The 22,473-nt window shown below is 72.7% G+C and carries 21 protein-coding genes and 1 pseudogene; 12 read left to right on the forward strand and 10 right to left on the reverse strand.

Going from position 1 to position 22,473, the window contains the following annotated elements; translation table 11 throughout:
- Positions 1-40: 40 nt before the first annotated feature.
- Complete coding sequence (locus tag PGH47_RS07115; RefSeq protein WP_093745291.1) at positions 41-736, reverse strand: GntR family transcriptional regulator; 696 nt, start codon at positions 734-736, stop codon at positions 41-43.
- A 134-nt stretch (positions 737-870) separates the two neighbouring features.
- Between PGH47_RS07115 and PGH47_RS07120 the strand changes: the two genes are divergently transcribed.
- The 5 genes from PGH47_RS07120 to PGH47_RS07140 are packed head-to-tail and all read left to right on the forward strand — an operon-like array spanning position 871 to position 5,278.
- On the forward strand, positions 871-2,163 hold the full coding sequence (locus PGH47_RS07120; protein ID WP_107909441.1) for an MFS transporter: 1,293 nt from the start codon (positions 871-873) through the stop codon (positions 2,161-2,163).
- Positions 2,160-3,011 (forward strand): putative hydro-lyase, encoded by an 852-nt coding sequence (locus PGH47_RS07125; protein ID WP_271662733.1) that lies wholly within the window; start codon positions 2,160-2,162, stop codon positions 3,009-3,011. Before PGH47_RS07120 ends, PGH47_RS07125 begins: the two co-directional genes overlap by 4 nt.
- A 28-nt stretch (positions 3,012-3,039) precedes the next feature.
- The gene (locus PGH47_RS07130; protein ID WP_271662734.1) at positions 3,040-3,798 is read left to right on the forward strand and encodes a LamB/YcsF family protein; all 759 of its coding nucleotides are present in this window, start codon (positions 3,040-3,042) and stop codon (positions 3,796-3,798) included.
- Complete coding sequence (gene pxpB, locus PGH47_RS07135) at positions 3,795-4,412, forward strand: 5-oxoprolinase subunit PxpB (protein WP_271662735.1); 618 nt, start codon at positions 3,795-3,797, stop codon at positions 4,410-4,412. The genes PGH47_RS07130 and pxpB overlap by 4 nt, the downstream gene beginning before the upstream one ends.
- Positions 4,409-5,278: a biotin-dependent carboxyltransferase family protein gene (locus PGH47_RS07140; protein ID WP_271662736.1), complete on the forward strand. Its 870-nt coding sequence runs from the start codon at positions 4,409-4,411 to the stop codon at positions 5,276-5,278. Before pxpB ends, PGH47_RS07140 begins: the two co-directional genes overlap by 4 nt.
- Before the next feature lie 380 nt (positions 5,279-5,658).
- Here PGH47_RS07140 and PGH47_RS07145 read toward each other — a convergent pair.
- The 3 genes and pseudogenes from PGH47_RS07145 to PGH47_RS07155 all read right to left on the reverse strand — a co-directional run.
- Positions 5,659-6,483: pseudogene (locus PGH47_RS07145) on the reverse strand (SGNH/GDSL hydrolase family protein); the annotation flags it as partial.
- Complete coding sequence (locus tag PGH47_RS07150; RefSeq protein ID WP_271662737.1) at positions 6,480-7,640, reverse strand: glycosyltransferase; 1,161 nt, start codon at positions 7,638-7,640, stop codon at positions 6,480-6,482. The gene PGH47_RS07150 and the pseudogene PGH47_RS07145, both read right to left, overlap by 4 nt.
- The gene (locus tag PGH47_RS07155; RefSeq protein WP_271662738.1) at positions 7,637-8,767 is read right to left on the reverse strand and encodes a glycosyltransferase family 4 protein; all 1,131 of its coding nucleotides are present in this window, start codon (positions 8,765-8,767) and stop codon (positions 7,637-7,639) included. Before PGH47_RS07155 ends, PGH47_RS07150 begins: the two co-directional genes overlap by 4 nt.
- On the opposite strand from PGH47_RS07155, the gene PGH47_RS07160 reads away from it, so the two are divergent.
- Positions 8,669-8,887 (forward strand): hypothetical protein, encoded by a 219-nt coding sequence (locus PGH47_RS07160; protein ID WP_271668298.1) that lies wholly within the window; start codon positions 8,669-8,671, stop codon positions 8,885-8,887. The two genes, PGH47_RS07155 and PGH47_RS07160, sit on opposite strands and share 99 nt — an antisense overlap.
- A 65-nt stretch (positions 8,888-8,952) precedes the next feature.
- On the opposite strand, the gene PGH47_RS07165 is transcribed toward PGH47_RS07160, so the two are convergent.
- Positions 8,953-10,371, reverse strand: a complete 1,419-nt coding sequence (locus PGH47_RS07165) for a HEAT repeat domain-containing protein (RefSeq protein ID WP_271662739.1) — start codon at positions 10,369-10,371, stop codon at positions 8,953-8,955.
- Positions 10,372-10,671: 300 nt separating this feature from the next.
- Positions 10,672-11,064: an ankyrin repeat domain-containing protein gene (locus tag PGH47_RS07170; RefSeq protein ID WP_126904002.1), complete on the reverse strand. Its 393-nt coding sequence runs from the start codon at positions 11,062-11,064 to the stop codon at positions 10,672-10,674.
- A 329-nt stretch (positions 11,065-11,393) separates the two neighbouring features.
- Between PGH47_RS07170 and PGH47_RS07175 the strand changes: the two genes are divergently transcribed.
- Positions 11,394-11,588, forward strand: a complete 195-nt coding sequence (locus PGH47_RS07175) for a hypothetical protein (RefSeq protein WP_004002760.1) — start codon at positions 11,394-11,396, stop codon at positions 11,586-11,588.
- 41 nt (positions 11,589-11,629) lie between these two features.
- Positions 11,630-13,264 (forward strand): ATP-binding protein, encoded by a 1,635-nt coding sequence (locus PGH47_RS07180; RefSeq protein ID WP_271662740.1) that lies wholly within the window; start codon positions 11,630-11,632, stop codon positions 13,262-13,264.
- Between the two features lie 58 nt (positions 13,265-13,322).
- Here the strand turns inward: PGH47_RS07180 and PGH47_RS07185 are convergent, their stop codons facing one another.
- Entirely contained in the window at positions 13,323-14,831 is a 1,509-nt protein-coding gene (locus PGH47_RS07185; protein ID WP_126900800.1) for an SCO1417 family MocR-like transcription factor, read from the reverse strand.
- 101 nt (positions 14,832-14,932) lie between these two features.
- Here PGH47_RS07185 and yczE point away from each other — a divergent pair, with 101 nt between their 5' ends.
- The 4 genes from yczE to PGH47_RS07205 all read left to right on the forward strand — a co-directional run bounded on the left by yczE (position 14,933) and on the right by PGH47_RS07205 (position 18,450).
- Positions 14,933-15,613, forward strand: coding sequence for a membrane protein YczE (yczE, locus tag PGH47_RS07190; RefSeq protein WP_271662741.1), 681 nt, complete (start codon positions 14,933-14,935; stop codon positions 15,611-15,613).
- Complete coding sequence (locus PGH47_RS07195) at positions 15,610-16,380, forward strand: glycerophosphodiester phosphodiesterase (RefSeq protein ID WP_271662742.1); 771 nt, start codon at positions 15,610-15,612, stop codon at positions 16,378-16,380. Before yczE ends, PGH47_RS07195 begins: the two co-directional genes overlap by 4 nt.
- A gap of 55 nt (positions 16,381-16,435) precedes the next feature.
- Positions 16,436-17,797, forward strand: coding sequence for an MFS transporter (locus PGH47_RS07200; protein WP_271662743.1), 1,362 nt, complete (start codon positions 16,436-16,438; stop codon positions 17,795-17,797).
- Between the two features lie 278 nt (positions 17,798-18,075).
- Positions 18,076-18,450, forward strand: a complete 375-nt coding sequence (locus PGH47_RS07205; protein ID WP_003977404.1) for an RNA polymerase-binding protein RbpA — start codon at positions 18,076-18,078, stop codon at positions 18,448-18,450.
- Positions 18,451-18,653: 203 nt separating this feature from the next.
- Here PGH47_RS07205 and fxsA read toward each other — a convergent pair whose 3' ends face one another.
- The 3 genes from fxsA to PGH47_RS07220 form a co-directional block, all read right to left on the reverse strand.
- Positions 18,654-19,208, reverse strand: a complete 555-nt coding sequence (fxsA, locus tag PGH47_RS07210) for an FxsA family membrane protein (RefSeq protein WP_271662744.1) — start codon at positions 19,206-19,208, stop codon at positions 18,654-18,656.
- Between the two features lie 125 nt (positions 19,209-19,333).
- Positions 19,334-20,191 (reverse strand): polyprenol monophosphomannose synthase, encoded by an 858-nt coding sequence (locus PGH47_RS07215; protein ID WP_271662745.1) that lies wholly within the window; start codon positions 20,189-20,191, stop codon positions 19,334-19,336.
- Between the two features lie 552 nt (positions 20,192-20,743).
- Positions 20,744-22,348: an amidohydrolase gene (locus tag PGH47_RS07220; RefSeq protein ID WP_271662746.1), complete on the reverse strand. Its 1,605-nt coding sequence runs from the start codon at positions 22,346-22,348 to the stop codon at positions 20,744-20,746.
- Positions 22,349-22,473 lie beyond the last annotated feature (125 nt).

A 22,473-nucleotide genomic window follows, 5' to 3' on the forward strand; every position in this document is an offset into this window, starting at 1 on the left:
GCGGGGCGCCCGTGGTCGCTCGCGCGGTTCCCCGTGCCTCTTACGGGGCGCTCGACACCCGGCGTCGGTAGACCTCTACGACCCGCTCCAACGAGTCCTCCAGATAGACCGCGAGCAGCTTCTCCGCCCCGCCCTTGTCGCCCGCTTCCAGGGCCTGGAGGATCTGCCGGTTGCGTGCGAGGTAGGGCTCGTGCAGGCGCTTGGGGTCGTCCACCACGTGGAAGGCGAGCCGGAGCTCGGCGAAGACGCTGCGCATCAGCTCGTCGGTGCGGGCGCTGCCGGCGAGGGCGACCAGTTCGCGGTGGAAGTGGATATTGGCCGTACCCACACCTTTCCAGTCACCTTCACGAGCCGCCCCGAGTCCCTCCTCGACCGCTCCGGCGAGCGGGTCCAGGCCGTACGGCGGCTCACCGAGACCACGCACGACGGCGCACTCGACAAGGCCGCGGGTGCGGTAGATGTCCTCGACGTCCTCGACTGTCAGGACCCGGACGAAGACCCCGCGGTTCAGCTCGTGCACGAGCAGCCGTTCATGGGTGAGCAGCCGGAACGCCTCGCGCAGGGTGTTGCGGGAGACGCCGAGCGCGCCGCCGATGCTGTCCTCCGACAGCCGGGTGCCGGGTGGGAAGAACCCTTCGGCGATACGACTCCTGAGGATGTCGGAGACCCGCTCCGCGGTGCTCGTACGGCCGAGGAGCGCGCGGTCCTCGGACAGTGAGGTCAGGTGCTCGTCCATGCCGGAATTCAATCGCAGACCACAAGAACGAACCAACATGGGTATTGAGGGATCGTTGAACAATCCTCTACGGTACTTCGCACCGGCACGGCTCACCCCCCATGCACCCTCCGTCCCCTCTCTGCGAGGTGCCCATGAGCACGACCCCTCCACCGCAGGCCCTGACCCACCCCACCGCTGACGAACGCGCCGACGACGACGGCGCGTTCGGCTGGCTGCGCGCTCTCGGGCCGCGCGGCCGCCGCGCCTTCGCGGGCGCATTCGGCGGGTATGCCCTGGATTCCTACGACTACTTCACGCTGCCGCTGAGCATGGTGGCGCTGGCGGCGTACTTCGGCCTGGACAGCGGCCAGACCGGCCTCTTCACCACGGTCACGCTCGTCGTCTCCGCGATCGGCGGCGCCCTCGCCGGCGTACTGGCCGACCGGATCGGCCGGGTCAAGGCGCTGATGATCACCGTGATCACCTACGCGGTCTTCACCGTCGCCTGCGGTTTCGCGCCCAACTACGAGACCCTGCTGGTCTTCCGGGCCCTCCAGGGCCTCGGCTTCGGCGGCGAGTGGGCGGTCGGCGCGATCCTGGTCGCCGAATACGCGAGCGCCAAGCACCGCGGCCGCACCCTCGGCGCGATCCAGAGCTCATGGGCCGTCGGCTGGGCGCTGGCCGCGATCATGTACACCGTCGTCTTCACCTTCGCCGACGACGACCTGGCCTGGCGCGTGATGTTCTGGACCGGCGCCCTGCCCGCGCTGCTCGTCATCTGGATGCGGCGCCGGGTGCACGACGCCCCCGAGGCCGTGGCCGTGCGTGAACGGAGCACCGACAAGGGCAACTTCACGGCGATCTTCAAGCCCGGACTGCTGCGTACGACGATCTTCGCGGGGCTGCTCTCGACCGGTGTGCAGGGCGGCTACTACACCCTGGCGACCTGGGTGCCGACCTATCTGAAGACCGAGCGCGAGCTGTCGGTCGTCGGCACCGGCGGCTATCTGACGTTCCTGATCTCGGGCGCCTTCCTCGGCTATCTGACCGGCGGTTACCTCACCGACCGGCTGGGCCGCCGGCGCAACATCTGGCTGTTCGCGTTGCTGTCGGCGGTCTGCATCCTGGCGTACGCGAACATCCCGAGCGGCGCCAACACCCTGCTCCTGATACTCGGTTTCCCGCTCGGGTTCTGCATGTCGGCGATCTTCAGCGGCTTCGGCTCGTACCTGAGCGAGCTGTACCCGACGGCGGTGCGCGGCACGGGACAGGGCTTCACGTACAACACCGGCCGCGCGGTGGGCGCCGTCTTCCCCACCACGGTCGGCTTCCTCGCCGACAGCTGGGGTGTGGGCGGTGCGCTGGTCTTCGGCGCGATCGGCTACGGCATCGCGGCGCTGGCTCTGCTCGGACTGCCGGAGACGCGTGGGAAGGAGCTGGCGTGAACCGCACGGAGGACCGTCCGCTCACCGTCGCGACGGCGGACCAGCCCGTCACCGCGGTCGACGAGCACGCACGCGCGTGGAGCCCCGCGACCGCCCGCGCACGCTTCCGGGACGGGCTCGCGGGCCCCACGGCCGGGGTCGCGGCGGGGCACACGCAGGTCAATCTGATCTCGGTGCCCGCCGACTGGGCGTACGACATGCTGCTGTTCTGCCAGCGCAACCCCAAGCCCTGCCCGGTGCTCGACGTCACCGACGCCGGTTCCTGGACCACCGTCCTCGCGCAGGGCGCCGACCTGCGCACCGATCTGCCGCGCTACCGGGTGTGGCGGGACGGCGAGTTGGTGGACGAGCCGACGGACGTACGGGCGCACTGGCGGGGCGACCTGGTGTCGTTCCTGATCGGGTGCAGCTTCACCTTCGAGTCGGCGCTGGCCGGGGCGGGCGTCCCGATCCGCCATGTCGAACAGGGCCGCAACGTCCCGATGTACGTCACCAGTCGGCAGTGCCGGCCGGCGGGACGGCTGCACGGCCCGATGGTGGTGTCCATGCGCCCGGTGCCGCCGCAGCACGTGGCGGCGGCCCTGCGCGAGACGGGTCTCCTGCCCGCGGTGCACGGCGGCCCCGTGCACTGCGGCGACCCGTCGGCGCTCGGCATCACGGACCTCGACCGGCCCGACTTCGGCGACCCGGTGGTCCCGGAGCCGGACGACATCCCGATGTTCTGGGCCTGCGGAGTGACCCCGCAGGCCGCCGTGATGGCCTCGCGCCCGCCGTTCGCCATCACCCACGCACCGGGCCAGATGTTCCTGACCGATGCCCGCGACGAGCAGTACCGCATCGTCGTCTGAACACCGGACTGAGGAAACGACGGAACTCATGACCTCGATCGATCTCAACGCCGACCTCGGCGAGGGCTTCGGCCGCTGGCAGCTCACCGACGACGAACGGCTGCTGTCCGTCGTCACCAGCGCCAACGTGGCCTGCGGCTTCCACGCCGGGGACGCGGCCACCATGCGGCGGGTGTGCGAGCAGGCGGCCGAGCGCGGGGTGCGGATCGGCGCCCAGGTCTCCTACCGGGACCTGGCGGGGTTCGGGCGGCGCGCGATGGACGTGCCGCCCGCCGAGCTGACGGCCGAAGTGGCCTACCAGATCGGCGCCCTGGAGGTCTTCGCGCGAGCGGCGGGCACGCGCGTGTCGTACGTCAAGCCGCACGGCGCGCTCTACAACCGCGTCGTGCACGACGAGGAGCAGGCCGGCGCGGTCGTCGACGGCGTGCTCCTGGCGGACGCCACGCTGCCCGTGCTCGGCCTGCCCGGCTCCCGGGTGCTGGAGCTGGCCGCCAAGGCCGGGCTCCCGGCCGTCACGGAGGCGTTCGCGGACCGCGCGTACACCGAGCGGGGCACTCTCGTGCCGCGCGGCCAGGACGGTGCCGTGGTCACCGACCCCGAGGCCGTCGTGGAGCGCTCGGTGGGCCTGGCCCGTTCGGGCACGGTCACCGCCCGCTCCGGGGCTCCGGTGGAGGTACGCGCGCGTTCCCTGTGCCTGCACGGGGACACCCCCGGCGCCGTCGAGCTGGCCCGCCGGGTGCGGGCGCGGCTGGAGGAGTCGGGGATCCGGGTGGAGGCCTTCGCATGAGGGTGCTGCCCGTCGGTGACGACGCACTGCTCGTCGAGGTGTCCTCGGGCGAGGAGGCCCGGGCGCTGCACACGGAGCTGCTGCGGCGCCGCGCCGAGGGCGCGCTCTCGGTCCGCGAGATCGTCCCCGCGGCCCGGACGGTCCTGCTCGACGGTCTCACCGACCCGGCCCGCCTCGCCACCGAACTGACCACCTCCGAGGTGCCGCCCGCTCCCCCACCCGCGCGTGAGACCGTCGAACTGCCGGTGCGCTACGACGGCCCGGACCTCGCCGACGTGGCCGCGCACTGGGGCGTGTCCCGCGAGGAGGTCGCGCGGATCCACGCGGACACCGAATTCAGCGTCGCCTTCTGCGGTTTCGCACCAGGCTTCGGCTATCTCACCGGTCTGCCGTCGCGCTACGACGTGCCGCGCCGGGCCACTCCGCGCACCGCCGTGCCCGCCGGTGCGGTGGCGCTCGCGGGTCCGTACACGGGCGTGTACCCGCGCTCGTCGCCGGGCGGCTGGCAGCTGATCGGCAGCACCGACACCGTGCTGTGGGACCACACGCGGGTGCCTGCGGCGCTGCTGTCGCCGGGCACGCGCGTGCGCTTCGTTCCCGTGGGGAGCTCATGAGCGACCACGCGCTGTCCGTCGTACGCGCCGGGGCGCTCACCACCGTGCAGGACCTCGGCCGTCCCGGGCACGCCCATCTCGGCGTGCCGCGCTCCGGTGCGCTGGACGCCCCCGCGGCGGCGCTGGTCAACCGGCTGGTCGGCAACCCGCCCGAGGCGGCGGTCCTGGAGACCACGCTCAACGGCTGCACGCTGCGGCCCCGTTCGGCAGTCACCGTGGCGGTCGCCGGCGCGCCCTGCCGGGTAACGGTGGACGGACGCCCGGTCGCCTGGGGCGCCCCGGTGCATGTGCCCGCGGGTGCGCTCCTGGACGTCGGCGCGGCCCTTTCGGGCGTACGCGGCTATGTGGGCGTCTCCGGCGGTGTCGCCGTCGAGCCGGTCCTCGGCAGCCGCTCCACCGACCTGCTGTCCGGTCTCGGCCCACCGCCGCTCACGGACGGCGCGGTACTGCCGCTGGGCTCACCGACACGGCCGCACGCACGCGTGGACGTCGCTCCGCAGCCGGCGCCCCCGACCGAGCTGGTGCTGCGCGTGACGCCGGGCCCGCGCGAGGACTGGTTCACGGCGGCGGCAGTGCGCGCCTTCGCCTCCCGCGTGTACCGCGTCTCCGCCGCGAGCAACCGCATCGGACTGCGCACCGAGGGGCCCGCCCTGGAACGGGCGCTCACGCGTGAACTCCCCAGCGAGGGCGTGGTCCTGGGTGCGGTCCAGGTCCCGCCCGACGGCAGGCCGGTCGTGTTCCTGGCCGACCACCCGACGACCGGCGGCTACCCGGTGATCGCCGTCGTCCGCACGGCCGACCTCCCGGCCGCCGCACAGGCCGTACCGGGCACACCGGTCCGGTTCGTGTCCGTACGCCGCCGCTGACGACCGGGGTCCGCCTCGCCCTGCCCCGCACCCCGCTATGCCGCCTCCGGTTCGGGCTGCGGCTCCGGGACCGACCGCTGTCCGGGCACGGGCACGGTCAGCCCGTCGGGCACGGGCCGGTGCTCGGGGACCAGCCGAGGGTCGGACACGGACAGCCCCTCCGGCAGGGGCGGGTGCTCGGGCAGCCCCATGGACTCCGTCACCAGCCGCCGCTCGGCCGACCCCATCGGCTCCGCCATCAACCGCTGCTCGGCCAACCCCATCGGCTCCGTCACCAACCGCTGCTCGGCCAACCCCATCGGCTCCGTCACCAACCGCTCCTCGGCCAACCCCATCGGCTCCGCCATCAACCGCTCCTCGGCCAACCCGACGGGCCCCGGCACCGACAACCCCGCCAGGGCCCGTGACACCGAGAGCGCCGCCCGCACATCGAGCCGGTCGCTCGTGCCCCTCGCACGGTGCCGCATCTCGACGGCGGCGAGGCGCACCAGCTGCGGCAGCAGGTCGTTGCAGCGCCGGATCACCCAGGCGGTACCCGCGGTCGCCAGCCACAGCAGGCTCGCCGACTTGGTGGGCGGCGGGAACTCGGGCTCGGCCGCGGGCGCCGCCTCCGTCCCGATGCCCCGGTGCCTCAGCATCGCGTGGAAGCGCAGGGCGATCTGCCGGTGCCCCCGCTCCCCGGGGTGCAGCCGGTCCGAGCTCCACATCGCGCGGTCCATGATCCAGGGGTCGTCGACGGCGTGCAGATGCACCGCCCCGTACCGCTCGGACAGCGTGTGGACGACCGTGTTGACGGCTCGCTGCCTGCGGGCCAGTGGATTGCCCAGCACCCCCGGCAGACCCAGCATCGTGCCCGGGTCGGGCAGGCAGGCGGTGAGCACGGCCGTGCCCTGACGGGTGAAGGACTCGTAGACCCTGTCGAGGCGCTCGGCGATCTTCTCGATGTCGAAGGTGCTGCGCAGGGTGTCGTTGACGCCCACCAGGACGGACGCGACGTCCGGCCGCAGCTCCAGCGCCGCCGGCAGCTGGGTCTCCAGCACGTCCCGCGTCTGGGCCCCGCTGACCGCGAGGTTGGTGAACTCGGCGGACGGTTCGGCCAGCCCGCCGGCGAGCAGCGCGGCCCAGCCGCGCCACCCGTTCCCCACGGGATCGCCCACCCCCTCGGTCAGCGAGTCCCCGAGGGCGACGTAACGGAGCGGTCTCATGCCGCGCCCTCCGCACGCACGAAGGGACGCGCCGGCAGGGCCGCGTCGTGCGCGGTGAGGAAGGCGTCCACCGCCGTGCCCCAGCCGAAGCACTCCGCACGCGCGCGTGCCGCCTCCCGGCGCTCGCGCTCGGGACGGTCGAGGATCATCTCGACGGCGTCCGCGAAGGCCTCCCCGTTGTCCGCGGCGGTGGCCCCGGCGGAACCGATCACCTCCGGCAGCGCGGACGACGCGCTCGCCACGACGGGCGTGCCGCAGGCCATGGCCTCCAGCGCCGCGAGCCCGAAGGTCTCGGCGGGCCCGGGGGCCATGGCCACGTCGGCGGAGGCCTGGAGCGCGCCGAGCAGACTGCGGTCTGCGACGTGTCCGAGGAAGGTGACCGGCAGGTCGCGCTCCTGCGCCCGCTTCTCCAGCCCCGCCCGCAGCGGGCCGTTGCCCGCCACCACGAGCACGGCGCGCACTCCGCGCCGGCGCAGCGACTCCAGGGCGTCGAGGGCGGTGCCGGGCCGCTTCTCCACGGAGAGCCGGGAGCACATCACCAGCAGCGTCTCGTCCGCCCGCGCGTGGGTGGCGCGCAGCGCGGCGTCGCGCAGGGTGGGGCGCCGGTTCATCAGGTCGACGCCCAGCGGTGCCCGTACGACGTTGCGGGCGCCGATCCGCACGAACTCCCGCTCGGCGAACTCGGTGGTGCACACGACCCTCGAGTACGTGTGGGCGGTACGGACGTTGAGGGCGTCGGCGGCCCGCCGGGACATGTTCTCCGACAGGCCCCAGGTCCGCAGCACGCCGTCGGCGGTCTCGTGGGAGACCATCACGGCGGGCACCCGGGCGCGGCGGGCCCACTTGCCGGTCCAGCGCAGCGTGGTGCGGTCGGAGACCTCGAGGCGGTCGGGGGCGAGTCCCTCCAGGAGGGACGCGACCCGCCGCTTGTCGATGAGCACGCGGTAGCCGCCGGTGCCGGGCAGCATCGGGCCGGGCAGGGTGATCACGCGGCCCTGCTCGGTCTCGCAGTCGCTGTACTTGTCACCGGGCACGATCAGGACGGGGTCGTGGCCCGCCAGCTTGAAGCCCTTGCCCAGCTCGCGCAGGGCGGTGCGCAGCCCCCCGGAGGCGGGTGCGACGAAGTTCGCGAGCCGGACGATCCGCAGGCCGCTCATGCCGCCACCACCGCCCGGCGCGCGGCGAGCACATCGGCGTAGTGGCCGATCAGCTGGTCGCCGATGGCGGCCCAGGTGCGGCCGTCGACCGTGGCGTGTCCGGCGGCGCCGTAAGCGGTCCGCAGCGCCGGGTCGGCGACGAGGCTCCGCACGGCGTCCCGTACGGCGTCGGCGTCCCGCGGCGGCACCAGCAGGCCGGTGCGGCCGTGGTCGACCAGGTCGAGCGGACCGCCCGCGGCGGGCGCGACGACCGGCACTCCGCTGGCCATGGCCTCCTGCACGGTCTGGCAGAAGGTCTCGAAGGGGCCCGTGTGGGCGAAGACGTCGAACGAGGCGAAGATCCGGGCGAGGTCGTCACCGCCGCGGCGGCCCAGGAAGACCGCGCCGGGCAGCGCCTCGGCGAGCGCGGGCTGGCTCGGCCCGTCACCGACGATGACGACCTTGACACCGGCCAGGCCGCACACGCCGGAGAGCAGCTCGATGTGCTTCTCCGGGGCGAGCCGCCCGACGTAGCCGACGATGACCTCGCCGTTCGGGGCGAGTTCGCGGCGCAGCTTCTCGTCGCGGAGCTCGGGGCGGAAGCGGGCGGTGTCCACGCCGCGTGCCCACAGCTTGAGCCGGGGCACTCCGTGGGCCTCCAGATCGTTCATGGAGGCGCTGGAGGGGACGAGGGTGAGGTCGGCGGCGGAGTGGACGGACCGTATGCGCCGCCAGGCGGCGGCCTCGCCGGCGCCCATGTAGGTGCGGGCGTATCCGGCCAGGTCGGTCTGGTAGACGGCGACGGCGGGGATGCCGAGCCGGGCGGCGGCGGCCATGCCGCGCACGCCGAGGACGAAGGGGCTGGCCAGGTGCACGACGTCGGGCCGGTGCTGGATCAGCGCGGCGGCGAGGCGCCGGCTGGGGAGCGCGACCCTGACCTGGGGATAGCCGGGGAGCGGGAGGGAGGGGACATGGACGACGGGGCAGGGCGCCATGGAGGCGGCTGCCTTGTTCCCGGGAGCGGGAGCCGGTGCGACGACGAGGGGCGCGTGACCGCGATCGACGAGGTGTCGGGCGGTCTGGAGCGCGCAGTGGGCCACGCCGTTCACATCGGGGGGAAAGGATTCGGTCACGATGACGACACGCATACCGGTGTTGTCGCCGTGCTGGACGTGGCCGCGTCAAAGTGGATCTTTCCGAACGACAAACGTCCCATGAGCGTTCCGCTGCGCACCCGAGCGGGTCAGATCACGTCCACGCGTGTCTGACCCGCCGGTCATCCCGCGTTCACCCGGCGGGCGGATCTCCGCGAGATTCACAGGGTGAGCACATGTCAGCCGGTGCTCGTGTCCGGCCCGATCCGGCTGCGTACGGCGGTCTGGACCTCGGCCTCCTCGGCCGGGTCGGCGGCGAGTCGGCGCAGGCGCTCGACGACGCGCGTGTCCCCGGTCTCGGCGTGCCGGGCGGCGATCTCGCGGGTGGTCTCCTCGCAGTCCCACAGGCATTCGACGGCGAACCCGGACGGGAAGGAGGGATCGGTGGCGGCGAGGGCACGGGCGGTGCGGCCGCGCAGATGGGACGAGGCGGTCTCGCGGTAGATGTGGCGCAGGACGGGGGCGGCGCAGGCGATGCCGAGCCGTCCGGTGCCGTCGACGAGGGTCCACAGCGTCGGGGCGTCGGGGCCTTCGCCGCGTACGGCCTCGCGCAGGGCGGCGAGGACGAGGTCCTTGTCCTCGGCTCCGCCCCGGCAGGCGAGCATGCGTCCGGCGGCGGCACCGAGCGGATCGGGCCGTCGGGCCCAGCCGCGCGCCCGGTCGACGGCGGCGACGCTGCGCATCCGCTCGAAGGCGTCGACGGCGGCGTCCACCACGGCGGATGTACCGGTGACGACGGCCGCCTCGATCAGGTCGAGGGCGTCCGGGTCGTTGCTGTCGGCGAGGTAGCGCAGGGCGGTGCAGCGGGCCCCGTCGGTGCCGTCCTTGGCGGCGGCGACGATCTCGGGCCGGTCCTCGGGCCCGGCGACTGCCATGAGGCACCGCGCGGCGGGCACATGGAGTGCGGCACCGCGCTCCATGCCCTGCTGGGCCCACTCGAAGACCGCCTGCACGCTCCACCCCGGACGGGGCCCGGTAGGTCGCATCTGGCGTTGCCAGCGGTCGAAACAGCCGGCCTCCCGAGCGGCACGCACACGCGTGGCGATGGACTCGCGCGGATCCTCGGCCCACAGCCGCCACGGCCGTGGCTCGAAGGCGTCCCGTACGGCGACGGCCAGCTCGGCCTCGCCCTCGGGGTCGGCGGAGAAGCGCGCGAGCACGGGTGCGGCGAGGGCGCGCAGACCGGTGTCGTCGTCCCTGAGCGCGAGTTCGTCCAGCGCCCAGGCCCAGTTGGAGCCCGAGGCGGCGTACCTGCGCAGCAGTTCCAGGGCGTCCCGCCTGCCGTAGGACGCCAGGTGGCCGAGGACGGCGAGGGCCAGGCCCGTGCGTGACTCCTCGCCGTCGAGGACGTCCTCGACGTCGAAGAGGTGCGCCTCGATCTCGTCGAGCTCGCCGCTGAGGTCGAGGTAGAGACGGGCGTAGTACAGGGAGCGGTTCTCCACCTGCCAGTCGTGGCGGGGATCCCGCAGCACACAGTGGTTCAGAGCCGCGAGCGCCTCGGCCCGCGGGGCGGTGAGCGCGTGCAGCGTGCCGTCGCCGCGACCCCGCTGGAGCAGGCCGAGCAGCGTTCCGCTGGGCGCTATGACCGGTTCGAACATGGGAAACAGCCTCACATCAAGCGTCGACGCAACCGGGGTTCTTGCTTCACCTGGCCGCGTGACAACACGTCGGGGCGCCCGCCGTTTCCTGCTTGCTGTAGACCATCTTCCTCTGCCTCTCGTCGGTGGCCCATGCGGACCGATCACGGTCCGCGCGGTGCGGCAACACCTGCCCAGCCATCGCGTCCGTGAATCACGACGTCATGATGACTCGGCACTTACATCCGCCGCGACCGAAATTTCGGCGGCCCTGTACCGCCTCCCCCGTTTTCCGTGTCTTGGCTGCTCAGAGCGTTCCGCTCAGTGAGCGCCGAACAGTTCGAGCAGCTCCGTCTTGGCGAACATACGGGCGGTGTCCACGGCCGAGGGAGTGCCCTCGGCCGGGTCGGCGCCGCCCTCCAGAAGAGCCTTGATCACTTCCGTCTCGCCCTTGAAGACGGCACCGGCGAGTGGCGTCTGGCCTCGGTCGTTGACGCGGTTCGCCTCGGCGCCCCGGGCGAGCAGGGCGCGCACCGCGTCCGCGTGGCCGTGATAGGCGGCGAGCATCACGAGGGAGTCGCCGCGGTCGTTGGTGAGGTTGGCCGGAACGCCGGCGTCGACGTACGCCACGAGCGCCTCGGTCTGCCCCTGCCGGGCCAGATCGAAGATCTTGGTCGCCAGCTCCACGACCTCGGGGTCGGGGGCATCAGTCATCGGCCGGACCGCCTCTCACTACGTACACGGGGACTGCGGGGAACTGCTCGCTGCCGCGGGGAGCAGCGGTACGGCCGGCGAGCGGTGCTCGGCCGTACGAGTGATTCGCCAGCGTACTGGCTAGCGCGGCACATGACCCGGTACGCCCGAGGCAAAGATCATCGCAGACACAGCCGGACGCATCACCCAAGCTCATCCGCACAAGGACACTCCGCCAACAGGGGGAAATCTGCCGAATTTCACCCAGTTGCACCTTTTATCGTATGGATACATCCTGTGAGCCTGGAAGTACTCATGGTGACTGTCCCCACCAAACCAGGAGCACTCACATGATCCTCTCCATCTCAGGCGTCGTTCTGCTGGGCATCGTCGTCTTCATCTTCTTCCGCAAGGACGGGCTGAAGGCGTCGCACGCCCTGATCTCGGCCCTGTTCGGCTTCTATCTGGCAAGCACGGCGATCGCCCCGAGCATCAAGGCCGGCGGTGAGAGTCTCGCGAGCCTCCTGGGCGGCATCCAGTTCTGACGCCGCCCACCCCCGCCCGTACGCACCTGTAGGAGACAGCAGTGGCCCGCCGCCCCCTCCCCCGCATCCTGAGCACAGGCAGCGCGCAGATCGCCCGGAGCCGCGATCTGGCCCGCGCGCAGTTCGCCCGAAGCCGGGAGCTGGCCCGGACGGCCGGCGACAGTGCCTCTGACGTCCTCCATCCACTGATCACGATCACCCGTGGTCTGCGCCGGCTGGCCACGGCCGGGCGGCGCAGATGGGCCGAGACCCCCAAGGACAAGCGCGGACCGCTGCTGTTCCTGGTGGCCTCGGTGATCCTGGTCGTGGCGCTCGTGCCGTACGGCCCGCTGCTCGCCGTCATCACCGTGATGGCGGCGGCAGCCTGGCAGGGCCGGGACCGTAAGCCGACGGAGCCCGACGGCCCCGACGAGTCCCAGCTGGAACGCCTGCGGGCGCTGTACGAGGCTCTGGTCCCGTACTTCTCCGCGGCCGACGACCCGGCCCCGCTGTACACCCACGGCGGGGAGTGGGAGAAGGCCTTCCCCGAGTTCGAGTTCGACGGCACCGGGCGCGTAGGACGGCTCCTCGTGCGCTACCCGGCCTACTTCACCGACGGCGAGGCGCAGGCCCGCGCGCGGATCGAGCATCTGCTGACGACGAAGTCCGGCCGCGGCCGGGAGTACCACTTCGACTGGGACGAGGAGGGCAACGAACTCACGGTCACCGTCCTCGCCCCGCTGCCCACCGACATCGCCGCCCAGCGGTTCGTCACGACCCCGGGCGAGACCGTCCTCGGCTTCACCGACCCCAGCGGCGTCCAGCGCACGCTCCCCCTGACCCATGGCGCCCGGCAGCTCGACGTGCCGCCGGTCGTCTGGCGCACCGGCATCCGCTCGACGGAGCCGCACCTGCTGGTCGTCGGCCAGCCGGGCACCGGCACCTCGACCCTGCTGCGCTCCATCGCGCTCCAGGCCCTGCAGTACGGCGACGTCGTCATCGTGGAGGGCGGCAGTACAGGCGAGTACGCCTGCCTGACCGGACGGGACGGCGTGCTGGCCGTCGAGTGCGGGCTGGCCGGGGCGCTGGCCAGCATGGAGTGGGCCGCGACGGAGACGGAGCGGCGCCTGATCGCCGTGAACCGTGCCCGGCAGGCGGGGAACCCACCGCCGGAGGACACCAAGCGCCCGCTGTGGCTGCTGCTGGACCGCCCGACCGCGTTCACCCACCTCGCCGCGGCGGACGACCGCAAGGACCCGCTCTCCCTGCTCCAGGTGCCCCTGCGGCACGGCCGCGCGGCGAACGTCACGGTGGTCGTGGCCGAGCAGTGGGACACCGTGGACGCCCTGTCCGACGCGGTACGGCAGCACACACGCGCGCGTGTCGTGCTCGGCCCCGCGACGGCCGGGCAACTGGAGTCCGTCCTGGGCGCCCCTCCGCACACCACGCCGGTCGCCGACGTCCCGCCGGGCCGCGGCTACGCCCGCCTGGGCACCGGCCCCGTCCACCGCCTACAGGTCCCGGCGACCCCTGACCCCTACGACGACGCGACGAGCGACGCCCACCGTCAGGCGGTGCTGGAGCTGCTGCCGGAGCGGACGACGCCGGTGGAGGCGGAGCGGCTGACGTACCTGGAGAAGGACGAACCGGAGCCGGAGCCGGTCCCCGCGGAGGCCGTGGTGGCGGAGACGACCTGACGGACCGCCGGCGGTTCTGACCCAGGACCGCACCGACAGGCGTGGGCCCGCTCCTCGCTCAGGCGACGAACGGCCGCACCGACTCCGCCGCTCCGCTCACCCCGCTGGCGCCGCTCTCCACCAGCCGGGCCGCCGCGGCCAGCCTGACCGCGGCCTCCTCGGCCACCGCGCCCCCGACGGTGAACGGCAGCCGCACATACCCCTCGAAGGCGCCGTCCACCCCGAACCGGGGCCCGGACGGCACCCGCACCCCGACCCGCTCCCCCACCTCCGCGAGCCGCGACCCGGACAGGCCCCCGGTGCGGACCCAGAGCGTGAGCCCGCCGGCGGGCACCTCGAACTCCCACTCGGGCAGCTCGCGGCGGACCGCGGCGACCAGAGCGTCCCGGTTCTCCCGGGCCTGCCCGCGCCGCACGTCCACGGCCTGCTCCCAACCTCCGGTGCCGAACAGCCAGTTCACGGCGAGCTGCTCGAGGACGGGCGTACCCAGATCGGCGTAGGCGCGCGCGGCCACGAGGCTGCGGATCACGTCCGGAGCCGCCCGCACCCAGCCGATCCGCATCCCAGCCCAGAAGGCCTTGCTGGCCGACCCGACGGTGATCACGGTCGACCCGGCGGGGTCGAAGGCGCAGACGGGCCGCGGCATTTCGAGGCCCGGGTCGAGCCACAGCTCGCTCATCGTCTCGTCGGCGACCAGCACCGTCCCGGCCGAGCGGGCCGTGTCGACAAGGCGGCGCCGCTGGTCCTCGTCGGCCAGCGCTCCGGTCGGGTTGTGGAAGTCGGCGACGACATAGGCGATCCGCGGCGCGGCCTCCCGCAGCACCTGGCGCCAGCGGTCCATGTCCCAGCCGGACAGCCCCTCGGCCATGGCCACGGGCACCAGCCGCGCCCCCGCCTCCCGCATCAGCTGGAGGATGTTCGCGTACGACGGCGACTCGACCGCGATCCGCTCACCGCGACCGGCGAACAGATGACAGATGGCGTCGATCGCGCCCATCGCCCCGGTCGTCACCATGATCTGCTCGGGCATGGTCGGGATGCCGCGCTCGGTGTACCGCTCGGCGATCATCGACCGCAGCGCGGGCAGCCCGGCCGGGTAGTCGCCGTGAGTGTGGGCGTAGGGCGGCAGCTCCTCCAGGGCGCCCTGGACGGCACGGGTCAGCCACGGCTCGGGCGCGGGGAGCGCCGCGCAGCCCAGGTCGATGATCGAGCCGAGCGCCTCGGGCGGCAGCGGTTCGAGGCCTCGCGCGGGCAGCGGGTTCCCGGCCGGTACGGCGGTCCAGCTGCCGGCCCCGCGCCGCGACTCCAGGAACCCCTCGCTGCGCAGCGCCTCGTAGGCGGCGGCGACGGTCGTACGGCTCACGGACAGCGCGAGGGCGAGCTCCCGCTCGGCGGGCAGCCGCGCGGCGACCGGAACGCGGCCCTCCAGGACGAGCAGCCGGATGCCGTCGGCCAGCGCCCGGTACGCGGGCGGACGTTTGCTGCCCGGCCCCGCGGGGCGATCCTGCTGGGAGGTGAGGAGTCGGGCGAGTTGCGCGGGGCCCACCGCGGAAGTCCACTGCGCCATGATTTCCAGTCCACCTTCTCCGAATTGGCCATGGATGGCGTTACATCCCAAGCCACATGGTGTCATGCATCAGGCCACTACCACCACACAGGGGGCACGTCTTGTCCACGCAGGGGCATGTCACACAGCGGCTCACGCAGGGGCATCTCGCACGACGGCTGTCACAGCTCTACATCGGGCTCACGCTGTACGGCGTGAGCTCGGCCATGCTGGTCGAGGCGGGCCTCGGCCTGGAGCCCTGGAACGTGCTGCACCAGGGCCTCGCCGAGCTCACCGGCCTCACGATCGGCGTCCTCTCGATCATCGTCGGCGCGGCGGTGCTGCTCCTGTGGATCCCGCTGCGCCAGCGCCCGGGCCTGGGCACCGTCTCCAATGTCTTCGTGGTCGGCGTCGCCATGGACGGCGCCCTCGCCCTGCTCCCCGAGGCGCACTCCCTGGCCGTGCGGATCCCGCTCCTCGTGGCCGGCATCCTGCTCAACGGCGCGGCCACCGGCCTGTACATCGCCGCCCGGTTCGGCCCCGGCCCCCGGGACGGCCTGATGACCGGCCTGCACCGGCGCACCGGCCGCTCGATCCGCCTGATGCGCACCGCCGTCGAGATCGCGGTCGTGGTGACCGGCTTCGCCCTGGGCGGCACCGTAGGCATCGGCACCCTCCTGTACGCGCTGTCGATCGGCCCACTGGCCCAGCTCTTCCTGCGGGTGTTCGCCGTCCCCACGGCATCCGACGGCAGCACGGTCGTTGCCACCGGGCAACCCCGGGGAGCGATACTGCGTCCGTGAGCACCACGCGGATACGCCACCCCTACCTCGACCACCCCGGCCCGATCCCCTTCGCCCACCGGGGCGGGGCGGCGGACGGCCTGGAGAACACCGAGTTCCAGTTCCGGCGCGCGGTGGAAGCGGGCTACCGGTACATCGAGACCGACGTCCACACCACGCGCGACGGCCGGCTCGTCGCCTTCCACGACTCGACCCTGGACCGGGTGACGGACGGGGCGGGCCGGATCTCCGACCTGCTCTGGGACGACGTGCGACAGGCGCGCGTGGCCGGCAAGGAGCCGGTGCCGCTCTTCGAGGAGCTGCTGGAGACCTTCCCCGACGTCCGCTGGAACGTCGACCTCAAGGCGGAACCCACGCTTCACCCCTTCCTGGAGCTCATCGAGCGCACCAACGCCTGGGACCGCATCTGCGTCGGCTCCTTCTCCGAGGCCCGCGTCGTCCGCGCCCAGCGTCTGGCGGGCCCTCGCCTCGCCACGTCCTACGGCACCCGCGGCGTCCTCAACCTGCGGCTGCGCTCCTGGGGAGTGCCGGCCGCCCTGCGCGGTTCGGCGGTCGCCGCCCAGGTGCCCGAGGCGCAGTCCGGCATCCAGGTGGTGGACCACCGCTTCGTGCGGACCGCCCATGCGCGCGGGCTCCAGGTGCACGTGTGGACCATCAATGATCCCGATGCGATGCACCGGCTCCTGGACCTGGGAGTCGATGGCATCATGACCGATCACATCGACACGTTGCGCAAGGTCATGGAGGACCGGGGCGTCTGGGTCTGACCCGGTCCGCGACTCCGCCCTCGCGCGGGATCATCACGGGGAAGCGAGGGCACGGGTGGGCACCGACACCGTGCGAACCGAGTCGGCCGACGAGGCCGCGGGACGGCGGCGCGAACAGCGCGGCTGGTACTTCTACGACTGGGCGTGCTCCGTCTACTCGACGAGCGTGCTCACCGTCTTCCTGGGCCCCTACCTGACGTCGGTCGCCGAGGAGGCGGCGGACGCGGACGGGTTCGTCCACCCCCTGGGCATACCCGTGCGCGCGGGCTCCTTCTTCGCCTACTCGGTGTCCCTGTCGGTCATCGTGGCCGTCCTGGTGATGCCGCTGGTGGGCGCGGCCGCCGACCGCACCGGCCGCAAGAAGCCCCTGCTCGCGGCCGCCGCCTACACGGGGGCGGCCGCCACCACGGCCATGTTCCTCCTGGACGGCGACCGCTATCTGCTCGGCGGATTCCTGCTGGTCGTGGCGAACGCGGCGCAGTCGGTCGCGATGATGCTCTACAACGCCTACCTCCCGCAGATCGCCCCGCCCGAGGAACGCGACGCGGTCTCCTCCCGGGGCTGGGCCTTCGGCTACGCGTCGGGCTCACTGATGCTGATCGTGAACCTGGTCCTGTACCTGGCGCACGACTCCTTCGGCGTCTCGGAGAGCACCGCCGTCCGCATCTGCCTGGCCTCGGCCGGCCTGTGGTGGGGCGCCTGGGCACTCATCCCGCTACGGCGACTGCGCGACCGCCGCTCCGGCAGCGACCAAGGGGCCAAGCGGGCGGGCGGGGCGATGGGCTTCCGGCAGCTCGCGGCGACGATCCGCGACATGCGCCGCCACCCGCTGACCCTCGCCTTCCTGCTGGCCTATCTGATCTACAACGACGGCATCCAGACCGTGATCTCACAGGCGTCGATCTACGGCTCCGAGGAGCTGGGCCTCGGGCAGTCCACGCTCATCGGCGCCGTCCTGCTGGTCCAGCTGCTGGCGGTGGCGGGCGCGCTGGGGATGGGACGGCTGGCCCGGATCTACGGAGCCAAGCGGACGATCCTCGGCTCGCTCGTCGCTTGGACGGTGACACTGGCGGCCGGATACTTCCTGCCGGCCGGGGCGCCGGTCTGGTTCTTCGTCCTCGCGGCCGGCATCGGGCTGGTCCTCGGCGGCAGCCAGGCGCTGTCCCGCTCCCTGTTCTCGCATCTCGTCCCGCCGGGGAAGGAAGCCGAGTACTTCTCGGCATACGAACTCAGCGACCGCGGTATGAGCTGGCTGGGCCCCCTGCTGTTCGGGCTCACCTATCAGCTGACCGGAAGCTACCGGGACGCGATCATCTCCCTGGTGGCCTTCTTCATCATCGGGTTCGTCCTGCTGGCGAGGGTGCCGGTGCGCAGGGCCATCGGCGACGCGGGCAATCCGGTGCCGACAACGATTTAGCGTTCCGAGTGAAAGGGCGGTAGTGTACGCGTTTGGCCTGCCAGGCGTACCGTTACTGCGCGTCAAAGATGCCGAAACGCTGGGTTACATCTGCTAGCAGATGTGACAAACCGGGCGCCGGTGGGTACGACATTGGTCAGCAAGGCTGCGGCTACGACGGCGACGCAGGACTCGGAACGCGACGCGGAACGGGAATCTTTACCGCCGACCGGACGTTGACCGGATGACGACGACAGCGACACCTGTCCTGTGGGCGACAAGCCCGGGAGGCACGATTCATGAGTGAGCGAGCTCTTCGCGGCACGCGCCTCGTGGTGACCAGCTACGAGACGGACCGCGGCATCGACCTGGCCCCGCGCCAGGCCGTGGAGTACGCATGCGAGAAGGGGCACCGGTTCGAGATGCCCTTCTCGGTCGAGGCGGAGATCCCGCCGGAGTGGGAGTGCAAGGTCTGCGGGGCCCAGGCACTCCTCGTGGACGGCGACGGCCCTGAAGAGAAGAAGGCCAAGCCCGCGCGTACACATTGGGACATGCTGATGGAGCGGCGTACCCGCGAGGAACTCGAAGAGGTCCTCGAGGAACGTCTTGCGGTGCTGCGCTCCGGGGCGATGAACATCGCAGTTCACCCCCGGGACAGCCGCAAGTCCGCGTAGTCCCAGCGCGGCTTGGACATACCAGGTAACGCGTACAACCGCGGGCGCCGTACGTCTTCAAGACGTACGGCGCCCGCGGTTTCGTGTGCCCATTTCCGGGCCGGGGCGAGTGCCCGTGCCGGGTGCAGGCGAAGGGCCCCGAGCCGGGTACGGATGACTGGCCTGAGCGCTGAGCGCCCGGGCCAGTCCCGTCGTCGGGTGGTTCAGCCGGTCAGCGGCGGCCGCGGCTCCTGCGGGGCATCCCCCGGCTCGTCCCGGATGACCTCACCCTGCACGACCTTGCCGTCGGGGCGGTGAATACGGGCCTGTTGGAAGGCGTCACCGAACGAACCGGCGGTCGCCTCACGGAGCTTCCGGTCGAAGGTCCGCTCGGCGTAAGCGCTGAGCACCTTCTGGACCGGCGGTATCAGCAGGATCAGGCCCAGCGCGTCCGAGATCAGACCCGGCAGCATGATCAGCAGGCCGCCCAGCATCATCAGACCGTTGCCACCGCCGTCGGCCGGGGTGCCGCCGCGCTGGAGCGCCTCGTTCAGCGCCTGGAACGCGCGCCGGCCCGCCCGCTTGATCACCACCGAGCCGAGCACCAGACCGGCGACCAGCAGCAGGAACACCGCGAGCCCGCCGATCGCGTCGGCGACCACGGTCAGCAGCCAGATCTCCAGCACCAGCCACGCGGCGATGCCCAGCGGCAGGAAGGTGCGAAGCCGGGAGCGCCGCGGCCGGGCGGGGTACGTCGGGGTCGGTGCGCCAGTCGTCATGCGTCCAGTGTGCCTGGGCACGGCTCAGAGCGGGATAAACGGACGTCGAGCGCGTACGGGGCGGTCACGGGATGCCGCCCGGCGCGGCTTTCACCGACGCCGGGACACGGCCCGTCCTTCGGGCCCTACGACTGTGACTGCGGAGGCTGCTCGGGCTGCGACTGCGGCCGAGACCCAGGCTGCGACGACACGGCCGGCTTGGGGCGGCCCAGCAGTTTGCCGACCCGCTCCTGCGCTCCCCACGTGGTGACCCGCCACAGCGCCTCGACCAGGATGTCGCGGCTCATCTTGGAGTCACCGAGCTCCCGCTCGACGAAGGTGATCGGCACCTCGACCACGTGGTAGCCGGCCTTGACCGCCCGGCGGGCGAGGTCGACCTGGAAGCAGTAGCCCTGGGAGGCCACGTCGTCCAGGCCGAGGCCCTGAAGCGTCTCGCGGCGGAAGGCTCGGTAGCCGCCGGTGATGTCGCGCAGCGGCAGGTCCAGGGCGACACGGGAGTACAGGCTGCCGCCGCGGGAGATGAACTCCCGGGACTTGGGCCAGTTCACGACCCGTCCGCCGGGCACCCAGCGGGAGCCGAGCACGAGGTCGGCGCCCTTCAGGGCGGTCAGCAGGCGGGGCAGTTCCTCGGGCTGGTGGGAGCCGTCGGCGTCCATCTCGATCAGGACGCCGTAGTCGTGCTCGATGCCCCAGCGGAAGCCCGCGAGGTAGGCCGCGCCGAGGCCCTCCTTGCCCTTGCGGTGCAGGACCTGGACGTGGTCGTCCTCGGCGGCCAGCTCGTCCGCGAGCTTGCCGGTGCCGTCGGGGCTGTTGTCGTCGGCCACCAGGACATGCGCGTCCGGCACCGCCTTGCGGACCCGGCCGACGATGCTCTTGATGTTCTCCGCCTCGTTGTAGGTCGGAATGATCACCAACGCCGTGCCGAGCGGACCGAACCGCTTCCCCCGGTCCTGTGCCGCGAGGGTCCCGTCGCCGTCGTTCACTGCTGCCCCTTCATCTCTACGCAGAGGACAACCATAGTGGTCGCGGCCTGCGCTGACGTGACAGCACGTTCGTATGGCGGTGTCGATTCCGCAAGAGCCGGGTAAGTGCGGGTTTCATGCGGCCCGCGCTCCGGTGCACGCACGCTGCGGATGGGGGCCCGGCGCCCTTCGGGCCGACCTGGGACCCGCTGGCTGCGGGTCGACCGAAAGCCGTTGTCTACTGAGCGCCCGGGCCCCATCCGGGTCACACCTCCCCGACCGGCCGGAAAGTTCCGTCGTCGCCGCGCGAGCGCTGAGCCTGGCTCCCAGTGGCGGTGCCCGGTGCGGCACCGTCCCTGACCCAGCGGCGTTGCGACGGGCTCCCGGAAGTTCCGCGGTTGCCCGGTCGGGTGTCCGGTGGTGGACTCCGCCGAACCTACCGGCCTCGGACCTCCGCCTGTCAACAGCCGCTTGACCTGCGGTTTTTCGACCCCTTCGCTGGTCAGCGCAGAGGATACGCAGGTCGCGCGACGGGGCGGCGCGCGATGATCGGGTTCGCGCCACCCCGGGAGATCACTCGCCCGGCCGTACGAAGACCGTTCGTCCGCCCACCACCGTGCGCAGGCAGACCGGCAGGTCACGGCCCGGGGTGAGGTCGGGCAGGCCGGGAGTGCCGGAGCGGGGGTCGGTGGACCAGCGCGCGACCCGGTCGTCGGGGGCCTGGACCACCAGTTCGTCGGTGCGCCACACGGCGTAGTCGGCGGGTGCGCCCGGCATCAGGACGCCCGCGTCGTCGCGCCCGATCGCCCGCCAGCCGCCGCGCGTGTGCGCCGTGAACGCGGCGCGAACCGACACCCGGTGCTCCGGCGTGTGATGGAACGCGGCCGCGCGGACCGTGCCCCAGGGGTCGAGGGGCGTGACGGGGCTGTCGGAGCCGAAGGCGAGCGGGACGCCCGCGCGCAGCAGGGCCGCGAAGGGGTTCAGGGAGCGGGCGCGCTCGGCGCCGAGGCGCTGGACGTACATGCCCTCCTCGCCGCCCCACAGCGCGTCGAAGGCGGGCTGCACCGAGGCCGTCAGGCCCAGTTCGGCGAAGGCGGCGATGGTCTCGGGGGTGAGCATCTCGGCGTGCTCGACCCGGTGCCGGGCGGCGCGTACACGGGCCAGGCCGACCTTCTCGGCGGCCGCGCGCACGCCCTCCACGACGGCGGTCACGGCGGCGTCGCCGATGGCGTGGAAGCCCGCCTGGAGGCCCGCCTCGGTGCAGGCGGCGACATGGGCGGCGACGGCGGCCGCGTCCAGGTAGGCGGTCCCGGTGTGGCCGGCGTCGGCGTACGACTGGTGCAGACAGGCCGTGTGCGAGCCGAGGGCGCCGTCGACGAAGAGGTCACCGGCGGCGCCGAGCGCGCCCAGCTCACGCGCCTTGGCGAGGTTCTGCTCGGCCCAGTAGCCGACGACCCGCGGCCCCGGCTCCTCGCCGGCGAGCCGGAGCAGGCCGGTGAAGTCGTCCTCGGAGGAGATGTCCGGGCCGCCGCACTCGTGGACCGTGCCGATACCGAGGGAGGCGGCGTGCGCCAGGGCGGCCCGCTGGGCCTCGACGCGCTGGGCCGGGGTGATGGAGGCCAGCGCGGTCGCGCGGACCGCGTGGTGGGCGTCGGCGACGAGCGGGCCGTCCATGACGCCGAGGTCCCCCGGCGTCATGTCCAGCAGGGCCGTGGTGACGACGGCGGAGTGGACGTCGATGCGGGACAGGTACAGCGGACGGCCGCCGGTGGCGGCGTCGAGCTCGGCGCGCGTCGGCGGGCGGCCACCGGGCCAGCGGGCGGCGTCCCAGCCGTGGCCGAGCAGGACGCGATCGTCCGGGCGGGCGGCGGCGAAGTCCCGTACGAGGGCGAGCGCGGCCTCCAGGGACGGGGCGCCGGACAGGTCGAGGCCGGTCAGGGCGAGGCCCGTGGCGGTGGTGTGCACATGCGCGTCGGTGAACGCGGGGGTGACCAGGGCGCCGTCCAGGTCGACGACCTCGTCCACGCCGCCCGCGAAGGCGTCGGCGGCTCCCTCGGACCCGACCCAGGCGACCTGTCCACGCTCCACGACCATCGCGGTGGCGAAGGGGTCGGCGGGACTGTGGACTTCTCCCCGGCGCAGGAGAACGGTCTTCGGGCGGGCGGCGGTGTCACTCATGGGGAACAGTCTCGCGCCTCCGCCGGCAGCCTCTCGACCGGGGTCTCCGGCAACGCCGGCAGGGGCGCGGGGAACTGCGCGACCAGCCCAGGACGGCCCGCAGCCGAAGAACAACCACCGCCCGA

This window comes from Streptomyces sp. HUAS 31 (genome assembly GCF_028198125.1).
GTDB lineage: Bacteria > Actinomycetota > Actinomycetes > Streptomycetales > Streptomycetaceae > Streptomyces > Streptomyces chartreusis.